The sequence below is a fragment of the Acidobacteriota bacterium genome (assembly GCA_038040445.1).
Lineage (GTDB): Bacteria > Acidobacteriota > Blastocatellia > UBA7656 > UBA7656 > Onstottus_A > Onstottus_A frigus.
The window spans coordinates 32,510-41,197 of record JBBPIG010000036.1; the positions used below are offsets into that span (position 1 = coordinate 32,510).

At 50.6% G+C, this 8,688-nt stretch carries 9 protein-coding genes and 2 tRNA genes; 3 read left to right on the plus strand and 8 right to left on the minus strand.

Annotated elements, in window-relative coordinates; all coding sequences use genetic code 11:
- Positions 1–594: 594 nt before the first annotated feature.
- The 4 genes from AABO57_26165 to AABO57_26180 form a co-directional block, all read right to left on the minus strand.
- Positions 595–816, minus strand: a complete 222-nt coding sequence (locus AABO57_26165; GenBank protein ID MEK6289214.1) for a hypothetical protein — start codon at positions 814–816, stop codon at positions 595–597.
- A gap of 388 nt (positions 817–1,204) precedes the next feature.
- Complete coding sequence (locus AABO57_26170) at positions 1,205–2,602, minus strand: ThiF family adenylyltransferase (protein ID MEK6289215.1); 1,398 nt, start codon at positions 2,600–2,602, stop codon at positions 1,205–1,207.
- A gap of 6 nt (positions 2,603–2,608) precedes the next feature.
- A complete protein-coding gene (locus AABO57_26175) occupies positions 2,609–2,992 on the minus strand; it encodes an E2/UBC family protein (protein MEK6289216.1) in 384 nt (127 codons plus the stop codon).
- Positions 2,973–3,254 carry a multiubiquitin domain-containing protein gene (locus tag AABO57_26180; GenBank protein ID MEK6289217.1) on the minus strand — a complete coding sequence of 94 codons (282 nt, stop codon included), beginning with the start codon at positions 3,252–3,254 and terminating at the stop codon, positions 2,973–2,975. Before AABO57_26180 ends, AABO57_26175 begins: the two co-directional genes overlap by 20 nt.
- Before the next feature lie 151 nt (positions 3,255–3,405).
- Here AABO57_26180 and AABO57_26185 point away from each other — a divergent pair, with 151 nt between their 5' ends.
- From AABO57_26185 to AABO57_26195, 3 genes are all read left to right on the plus strand, one after another.
- Positions 3,406–3,762 carry a helix-turn-helix transcriptional regulator gene (locus AABO57_26185; GenBank protein MEK6289218.1) on the plus strand — a complete coding sequence of 119 codons (357 nt, stop codon included), beginning with the start codon at positions 3,406–3,408 and terminating at the stop codon, positions 3,760–3,762.
- A gap of 4 nt (positions 3,763–3,766) precedes the next feature.
- Complete coding sequence (locus AABO57_26190) at positions 3,767–4,420, plus strand: ImmA/IrrE family metallo-endopeptidase (GenBank protein ID MEK6289219.1); 654 nt, start codon at positions 3,767–3,769, stop codon at positions 4,418–4,420.
- A gap of 145 nt (positions 4,421–4,565) precedes the next feature.
- Positions 4,566–5,744, plus strand: a complete 1,179-nt coding sequence (locus AABO57_26195) for a GGDEF domain-containing protein (protein ID MEK6289220.1) — start codon at positions 4,566–4,568, stop codon at positions 5,742–5,744.
- A gap of 104 nt (positions 5,745–5,848) precedes the next feature.
- Here the strand turns inward: AABO57_26195 and AABO57_26200 are convergent, their stop codons facing one another.
- The 4 genes from AABO57_26200 to AABO57_26215 all read right to left on the minus strand — a co-directional run bounded on the left by AABO57_26200 (position 5,849) and on the right by AABO57_26215 (position 8,483).
- Positions 5,849–6,589, minus strand: coding sequence for a hypothetical protein (locus AABO57_26200; GenBank protein ID MEK6289221.1), 741 nt, complete (start codon positions 6,587–6,589; stop codon positions 5,849–5,851).
- A 194-nt stretch (positions 6,590–6,783) separates the two neighbouring features.
- Positions 6,784–7,629 carry a hypothetical protein gene (locus AABO57_26205; GenBank protein ID MEK6289222.1) on the minus strand — a complete coding sequence of 282 codons (846 nt, stop codon included), beginning with the start codon at positions 7,627–7,629 and terminating at the stop codon, positions 6,784–6,786.
- 624 nt (positions 7,630–8,253) lie between these two features.
- Positions 8,254–8,327 (minus strand) — tRNA-Arg (locus AABO57_26210).
- 82 nt (positions 8,328–8,409) lie between these two features.
- Positions 8,410–8,483: transfer RNA gene (locus AABO57_26215), tRNA-Pro, on the minus strand.
- Positions 8,484–8,688: the final 205 nt, after the last annotated feature.

Genomic DNA, 8,688 nt, shown 5'->3' on the forward strand with positions numbered 1-8,688 from the left:
AGGCTATGTTCCGACCAAGGCGTGCCAGCGTCTTCGTATGCGGTCCTGGCTGCATCGGCATCCTGCACGCAAGAAAATCGAAAAAGCTTCCTTGTCGAATCGCGGCCAGGGGTATGATAGACCGCTATGAATTTGATTGTTCTTCGCCAGTACTCATGTTCGACCTCCGAGTAGCGCGAAGACGAGAGGAAACAGAACTGGAGTCAACCTACAGGTTTCTTTGATACGCCCGGCAGGACTCGAACCTGCGACCCCCTGCTTAGAAGACAGATTTGAGCAAATAGCCAAAACCGCTTGATTCTATTTGCAATATCGGCCTTTTATATTCTAGCAGTTACGTTGAAGCTTATAGAAGTCTGTAGAAAGCTGTTGATCTTGGAGGCTTTGACCATCTACAAAATTATCTACAGCGGATCTTTATCGTCGTTCATATATCAGTCTCCTTTCATCATCGTTCTCGTTTTGTGTACGTTCATAATAATGATTCAGTCAGAACAAAAGGTCTCTCCACCACCGGCCGGTTAAGAGACCAAGCCAACGGAATGAGGAAAAGACTCCTGCAAGCGGAGTTTGTAATATGAGAGTCGGTTTGACTTACTTTTTTAGCTTCTCCACAAGCTCGTGCAGGGAGACTACCTTGTGACGATCGAGCGCGGTGTCCAGGTGCGCATCGCCTCGCATGCCGATGTCTATGTTGTATTGCTCCTCGATGGTATCCACTCTTGTATCGCCACGTTTCTCCCGGAGCTCGCCTGTCTTGTTTCTTGAACGTTGGCCTCTCATACCTGGCGCATCATGTAAAACCTTCTTTGACATTTAAACCACCTCCTCAATCTCAAACTGAATTACACCCAGTCTATCCGATTCTTTCGAATCCAAAAATGACTTCCGCACGATGTGGCTACAATCGAGGGTGGCACACTCAAGGATTGCCCTGCGCCCATCGTAACACTCCAGTGTGGCCGGAAACTCTGCATCAGATTAAGTGCAATGACCTCGCCGCAACGACAGGGACATTTGAAGCGCAACCATTTGAACCTCTCGGGGGAACCGATCAGGACGAGCTTGCGCTCGGTCAGAGCCTTACTTGGATCTACGTCGGCCTCGCAAATTGTCACACCCTGAAAGGAGTGAAAGCGCCGTAGTCGCTTCCACCAGTCCCGAACTGAAGTAATGAGACGCCCAATTTGTAGTTTGACGTTTATCATTCTTTCGAAACGAGGGTTACATCGCCGATTTGATCTGGCCAAGTCAAACCAAGAAAATCTCTTCGATCCCCCACACCCCAAAGTTCTGTCTTTGCACAAATGCAGTCTGGTTTTGGAGCCGTCCGATTAGTCCTGATCGCAGTCTCGTGAAAGAACATTAGTACTTCCGAGGATTGCCGCCCTTCGCCCATAAATCCGGTAAGTCGGTGGAGAAACTCAGAGACAGCCTGCGCGGCCACGGCAGTGGTGAAGGTAATAACGGCTGGGTTCTGTGTCTCAAGCTGCGGCGCATAGTGCTCATCGACCAAAAGCTGTCGTTCTTCCGGTGAAAGCGATTCGAGTCTAATTGCATCAGACGAAATCCTCTCGCGGCAAAAAAGGCAAGCCTCGCCTGGGAGCAACGTTGTGACACGGCCGTTGATTCCACGAATGATTTGCTCCGGCGCATCAATCTTGACCCCTAGGTCAAAGACAGGAATCATGTACTGCAAAGCAACTTGAACCAAGATTCCTCGTGGTGCCTGCTTATCCGTGGTGCCAAAGATAATGTCGCAGACACGTAACTGCTTGGCGGTTTCTTCCTCGGTAATGTTACGCGGGTACGTTCGCACAACCGTCCCGAGACCAATGCTCGAAGCGTGCGCGAAGGAGATTTCCGCCTTGTTCTTCCCCTCGTCCGAGATGCTTGATCCGTAAACCCTGGTGACATTGGAGCTCTCGAACTGTTCGCCATCAAAAATGGAAATTTTACCGACACCGAGCCGGATAAGTTGTTCCACAACGGGAGAACCGGTGCCACCGAGTCCAACGACTCCAACATGAAGTCGTTGGAGCAGGCGTTGGATTTCCGGTCCGAAGGCACGCACGTGACGGTCGAAGAAATCCGGGAGGGGCGTCTCATCCGCGATAAAGGTCTGAAAACGGAATCTCTGACCGATCGTTCGAATTCGGGCAACTTGCCCCCAGCCATTCCCGGACCAAATGCGGCAATTCGCCAGAGTACCGGGTGTAAGGACTAATGAACCATGCGGAACACCAGGGACTCGAGCCGAGAAAAATTCGACCAGCTTGGGTTCTTCGCGATCATCCTGCTCAGAAAAATCCGGCGGTCCGAAAGGGTGCCCGTGAGCAAAAATGATCGATGCGCCGATCGCGCGAGCGCGCTTGGCGACCGATGCGTAGGAGGCAGAATCAATCGAGAGTCGATAAGGCTCTCTACGCAGGTAGTGCGTCTCTGCAACAGGAACTATTTCCCGCACTAGCAATCGCGTTTCGTCTTCTGTGACGCTGCGTCCACAGAGCAAGTACGCCGCCCCCTCGAGTCCTTGCCGGGAGAAAACGGCTTCTTCAAGCCGGAAGCGAGCGCCTTCTAATAAGGTTAATGAATACTGCATCAGACTTTAGCCTTTCGCCTGAAGCTCTTTTTGTATGAGGGCCAAAAACATCGGCAGGCCATCGACTCCGGCCCGCCAAGGCGTTGTAGTGAGGTGCCGTGAAAAGCGTTGCCAACGCTGGCCGCAATGATCTTCGAAAGTGCTGGCCGCCTCAGGATACTCGCCCGTACTTCTTAGTTTGATCTCTGGGGCCACATAGAACATATCCAGCCCAGCAATGTTGTACTGCGCTGGGATCCGAATCATCAGTTCTGTCTGGGCGGAATCAAACAAGGCCGTCGAAACGGCAAAGTTCGAAATCACGAGGCACGCACCGTTTCCGTCAGAAAGCAGTCGCCACGCGTATCCCTTACTATTGAGATATGTCTCGTCATCTTCCGGAAGCTGCATTAGCTTGGCCTCCCGGATTGATTTGCTTCGGGGCGCTGTAGAAGTGCATCCCTGGTTCGAGGGCAACCGAATCGTTGTCCTCTACCTTCACATCATCTCCGGGTCCTGGCACCACTCGAAAAAGATCCCGGTCGGCGCCGATCGGTGGCTCCGCAAGTGCTCGGAGTTCGGCACCGGTCATTGGAGTCTTGGGCGCCTTGTACGGCTTGTGGTCGATCTGAATAGGAATAAACTTCTTGTCCTCATCATGTGGTTTGTCCATTTTGGCAGTCTCCTGGTTAGAATCGTCTTAGCGTCCTTGACACACCAACAGGAAGTTCCTATGCTGTATCAGGACAAGCTCATAGTAGCAGGAAACAAAAATATCTGTCAACACTGACAGGATATCTCCATCCTTAAACAGGAATACATCAATGGGTGACCTATACTCCTTTATTGGAGCGAAGATTCGAGAACTACGTCGAAGCTATGGCGGCACGGGTATCAGCCAGGAGGGGCTCGCGATTGCTATGAAGAAGACGCCCAACACAATCTCTCGTTGGGAAACGGCTTCATACAAGCCAACGATTAGGGACCTGCATAAGCTGGCTCAGTTCTTTGGGGTAAGCATCTCCGTGTTTTTCCCCACGGCTGAAAACTCGAGACTCCAAGCCTTAATGAGCGCGACGGGTGACCTCGACGACGAGGACCTAGACGAGCTGACGCGCTATGCCCAATTTCGTAAGGCTCGGAAGGCTCTCAACGAATCGAGTAAACGAAAGAAGCGGTGATCCGATGAGTCGTTCGATATACTACGCCGAGATGCGCTCTCTCGCTCAAGCAAAGCGAGCGCAATACAATGTTGAGACAGCGGCGCTCAATCTGCGTTTTGTGCAAGGTATCTACAGAAACGAAGGTATCAAGATCGACTATTGGGATACGAAGCGTAGAAAGATCCGTGCCGCATATTTCTGCGACGACGGCGACTTCTCAGTAATGATCAACAAGAGTCTGCCGCGTGAGCCAAAACTCTTCGCGCTTGTTCACGAACTAAAGCACCACTACAAGGACCAACTGCTAATTCAAGCTGGCGAGATAAGGTGCGGTGACTATAATGCTGGCGAGCTCATCGAGAAAGGAGCCGAGGTCTTTGCGGCAGAGTTCATCTACCCAGAAGCAGAAATGCAACTGTTACTGGAGGAGTTAGCTATAACCACCGAAAATTGCTCGCCCGAGAGCTTAGTGGAGGTTAAGAGAACCTGCGGCGCAGTGGTGAGTTACACTTTCTTGGTAAAGCGTTTCGAGTGGCTTGATCTTATTGAGCGCGGTGAATACTCCAAAGTACAATTCACGAAGCTAGAAGAATCCATCTACGGACCCGCTTTTTACAAGCAAGACTGGTTTAAGCAAAGTCGAGCGCGCAAGACCGGCCGACGGGTAACTCCTTAGAATCACTGAGTCCAGCAAAATCAAACTCCTGCTGCCGGCGGAGTAACGCCAGCTTGGTGGTGCGATTCGCTGTTGGGATATGAGTTGATCCAATATGACAAATTGGTTAATGGCAGCTTCCATTCACAGCACTGACATACAACCAATGTACATCGGCAAGCCCTGGCCCTATCGAGTGGCACCAAACGACAGACTCGTAGCGGGCGACGTAGTTTATCTCTTTGCGGGACAATCAGGACTGTATGGTTGGGGTTATGTAACGAAAATTGAGCGGTATCAAGACTCGGACTTAAGAAGGGAAATGCTGAAAGTCGGTGTGTCCCGTCCAGTTATCCAGGAAGGTCTTGTCACCCTTGCGGAAATAAACCAAGTGGGCGTTCTGGCAGGTATTGTGGAGCGACTCGACGGCAACTTTGCGGAGTTGTATCCCAAGGAAGTTAACGCGTTCAATTCGCTCCTGCAGTCAAAAGGTACTGAAACTCCGCCTGGCATGGCTGAGATTCAAGACCACTTCGACCGACTCGGCATTCGAGATGACTCCTCTTTTGCGCCTAAACTAGCACTTGCAATCGAGCGGTACAATCAAGCTTCGATCCTATATGCCGACCTGGACAAGTTCAAGACGGTCGATGACACATATGGTCACGAAGTCGGGGATAAGGTTATCGTCGCCGCTTTCCGGGTTGTACAAAGTGTTATTCAAGACATTGGAGAGGACTTTCGTCCTCACACTGCCGGCGACGAGATTATTCTCCTCCTTCCAAACGTCATTGACCCTGATGCTATGGAGATTGCCGAGCGCATAAGAACAGCGATAGAGCAACATGACTTTCCCGTCATTGGTCGAGGTCGCGTGACCATAACGATCGGAGTAGCAACATACCCAGATACTTGCGCGGATTGGCAACAATTAAGAACAACTGCCGACGTGACCGCCGGACAAGCAAAGAAGGTACGTCGGAATAGAGTCGTAAGCTGCGCAGAAAAGCGCGATGCACCGCCGCATGTTACGGATCGAGACTTAGCTGATCTACAGTTAGAGCTCCAAAAGCTAGATGCAATGACTATGGGCCGTCCGACTAACGGATCGGAAATGGCCAAGATCAAGCTCCAAAAAATCTTTACAATAGAGAGAGTGGTTAAACGTCTCCAGGCCGAAGGCCGTCCGGCAATGGCGTGGAAGCTGCAGAGGCAGATTCACGCAATTAAGATGGACGGGCGCGTAGCAACAGATTCTCAGCGCCAGATGGATAGATTGATAGATATTGAGGCTGAGAGAAATGCGCTTAGGGAAGAGGAAGAGCGAAAGAAGGACGACAGATAAAAGGGATGGTGCGTCAAACAGATGATTCAGAAATTAAGATCTAAGGCAGTTACCTTGATAGCGAAGGTCCTCCGGGTTCTTTGCAAGGCTTAACCTCCCTGATCTCACGGCTTCGTGCCAAAGAGACCCTCAACATCAATGAACGGTATTATGTCTATATAGTCTTCATCATCCTTTCGGTTATGGTACATAGCCATCCACCGGTACTTTTCGAGTACGTGTGGTAGTTTCGCGAATCTCCGCGCACCCTCTTCGACGACCTCCCGGTGTCGTTCAGGAAATCTTACAGCATCTACCCGCGATGCGGGTCCGTCGGTAATGTAGCGAAAGTAATCGAGAAAGAGCACCCCGTCCTCATCTTCTAAGATTAGGTCATCGGGAGGTGGATATGGAAAACTCCGACCTTGCTGTTGTGCTAGCTTCGCGATGGAAGGCTCCACGACCACCCTTGGGTATTTCGCGACTCTCTGCTCTAGGAGATAGCTATTGACAACACCCTCGCTAAAGACGAGTTGCTCACTTTGATAGTGCTTGCCCTGTGTGATCGCACCGCGTAGCAGCAGCCCGTATTCAACAAACATCGCTTGAGTCACGATACAGCGCCAGAACACCCAGTTCAATCCGGCAAGAGTTGGCGACCCACTCATTATTACGGAGTCTGAGAACATCTTCGTCTGACCTTGGAAGTCCCCGCTCGGTTTATTATCCGCCCCCACATACGTCAGGGCTTTTTCCAGCGCTTCGATAATAGGTGTTGCGTTGTCATCCCTCGCCGCTCTATCTATTAGGTCTTTGAATCCCAACACGTCAAGAAAGGCTACAATCCTCGGTTCAAACGTTCCCATAGCTCCCCCCAGAAACGAGACATCCGACCGCCAATACATTGAGCGACGCTCATCGGCCTCGTAACAACTTAGAGGCTGCGCCCTCGTTTGATTTCACGCCGCGACCGGAAATCTTCCTTAATAAACGCCGGCCTTTGCGGGGCCAATATCAATACCGAAGTTCCCTTTATTATCGTCGCGTCGGGATAACCACGTTATGTATGATCGCTGACTCGATGTTGAATAGTATCCTTCTCGTGGACTGCCCATTCAACCAGATCATATATGATATTCGCTTCGACGAAGTTACGCGCAAAACCCGTTTCTACGAGCAAAGTGACAGCAACCGCGTCTTTGCCTGTTCTTACGCTATAAATAGTTTCCGCTAAGAGGCTCAATGGAAATTTTTCGCCTAGCTTAGCCAGGCGTTCCTTGACACTCTCAACAAGTTCGGTGGGTGCGTATGTCTCAAGCTCGCGTTGCCAGAATAGATGACTAAAGAGGTGGTTCTTTTGCTTTTCGGTCAACGATTTCCAGATATTTGCCGTAATCCGCTTCACATCTTTGTCTTGCACTTCATTTAGAGCATTCTTAATAAGGTCCAGTTCATCGGATTCAATTAAGCGTCCTCCCAAGGTATAGGCTATTTCTAGGCCTCTATTTGGAAGGACAAAGGCGGCTGGAAGCGCTCCAGAGGGATCTGCGACTGTTTCCTGAAGTGCGCGCGTCAGTTGACGCCGCATTTCTGCATTCTGCATGTCACGAGTGACGAGTACCCGTAAGCTTCTGAGGTCGAATGGGATTTCTTGAACATTGTCTGTTATCAGTACCACTGGTTTTTGAATCCCATGCGCTAGTCCGAGTTCGTAGAACACGTTTACATTGCAGCCGGTCAGGTCTGCCAAGAGGACACCAGCCAGCTTGGTTAATCGCCAAACATCCTCCATGATCGGCGAGGGCTTGGACAGGCTGTCAGCTCTCAGTGGCTGAAGGCCCGCATCCCGAATCGCCGGCGCGTAGACACGTCGATACCGATCATCGAAACCAGGCCCGAAAGGCATTATGACAAAGCAGAGCTTCTTAGAGTCTACGACGTGACGACGCTTGCTAGGTTGTATCCTTGAACTCATCTAGAGCGAGATATTAACTTTCTTTGTTGATATCCCCAAAGGGAGAATTAGAAGATTCGTTAATATTTGCTTTGAGGGAACACTTGAGCACCCACTACCCTGTCGCCTTCCGTGTAAAAGCACGACATCAACCCCTACTGCTACGACAAACCCCAATGTTCCTAGGCTGTGGATAACCAGTATTGCGATAACTTGTCGTCAATGTTGACTACGACTGACATTCACCATACATTCGCTGTTACCGCTATCCTAAAACGGCTCTCACTGCCACATTCCCAACAACCAGGGCAATGGCGTTTGGCAGATTACGCGCATTACTATCAATATGCTGGTAAATCTCTTGCCGCCGCATACACCTCCACAAGTCGCAGACTATGCCTCAGCCACGAGATTTACCTTTTGAGAAAACATGGTTCTACTGCTGAGGAATATCAGGAGGAATTACCAACTTGAAATACATCGAAAAAAAACAGCGAGGCAAGATCATCTACAAAATTATCTACAGTGGGTTTTCAAGCGTGAAAAAAAGAGGCTGTATATTATTGAAAATAAAGGTACGCCCGGCAGGACTCGAACCTGCGACCCCCTGCTTAGAAGGCAGGTGCTCTATCCGACTGAGCTACGGGCGCAAAAAGATAAGCCAAAAGTAAAAAGGCAAAAGTTTGACTGACTCACTTTTGCCTTTTGCCTTTTACTTTTGCCTTCAAAGAGTCGGGGCGATTGGATTCGAACCAACGACCTCTCGGTCCCAAACCGAGCGCACTACCTGGCTGTGCTACGCCCCGATAAGCAGGACCAATTCTAAAGGAGCACAGAGCGCGGGTCAATGAGTCGAAAGTCAGAGGGCAGTAGGCAGAAGGCAGAAGGCGGTAGGCAGAAGGCGGTAGGCAGAAGGCGGTAGGCAGAAGGCGGTAGGCAGAAGGCGGTAGGCAGAGGGCGGTAGGCAGAAGGCGGTAGGCAGAAGGCGGTAGGCAGAGGGCGGTAGGCAGA

Bases quoted from the DNA above. Each gene is read 5' to 3' on its own strand.
- AABO57_26190 (MEK6289219.1), top strand. From the start codon at position 3,767: ATGAGTCGTTCGATATACTACGCCGAGATGCGCTCTCTCGCTCAAGCA.
- AABO57_26175 (MEK6289216.1), bottom strand. From the start codon at position 2,992: ATGCAGCTTCCGGAAGATGACGAGACATATCTCAATAGTAAGGGATAC.
- AABO57_26180 (MEK6289217.1), bottom strand. From the start codon at position 3,254: ATGGACAAACCACATGATGAGGACAAGAAGTTTATTCCTATTCAGATC.
- AABO57_26200 (MEK6289221.1), bottom strand. From the start codon at position 6,589: ATGGGAACGTTTGAACCGAGGATTGTAGCCTTTCTTGACGTGTTGGGA.
- AABO57_26170 (MEK6289215.1), bottom strand. From the start codon at position 2,602: ATGCAGTATTCATTAACCTTATTAGAAGGCGCTCGCTTCCGGCTTGAA.
- AABO57_26195 (MEK6289220.1), top strand. From the start codon at position 4,566: ATGTACATCGGCAAGCCCTGGCCCTATCGAGTGGCACCAAACGACAGA.
- AABO57_26185 (MEK6289218.1), top strand. From the start codon at position 3,406: ATGGGTGACCTATACTCCTTTATTGGAGCGAAGATTCGAGAACTACGT.
- AABO57_26205 (MEK6289222.1), bottom strand. From the start codon at position 7,629: ATGCCTTTCGGGCCTGGTTTCGATGATCGGTATCGACGTGTCTACGCG.
- AABO57_26165 (MEK6289214.1), bottom strand. From the start codon at position 816: ATGTCAAAGAAGGTTTTACATGATGCGCCAGGTATGAGAGGCCAACGT.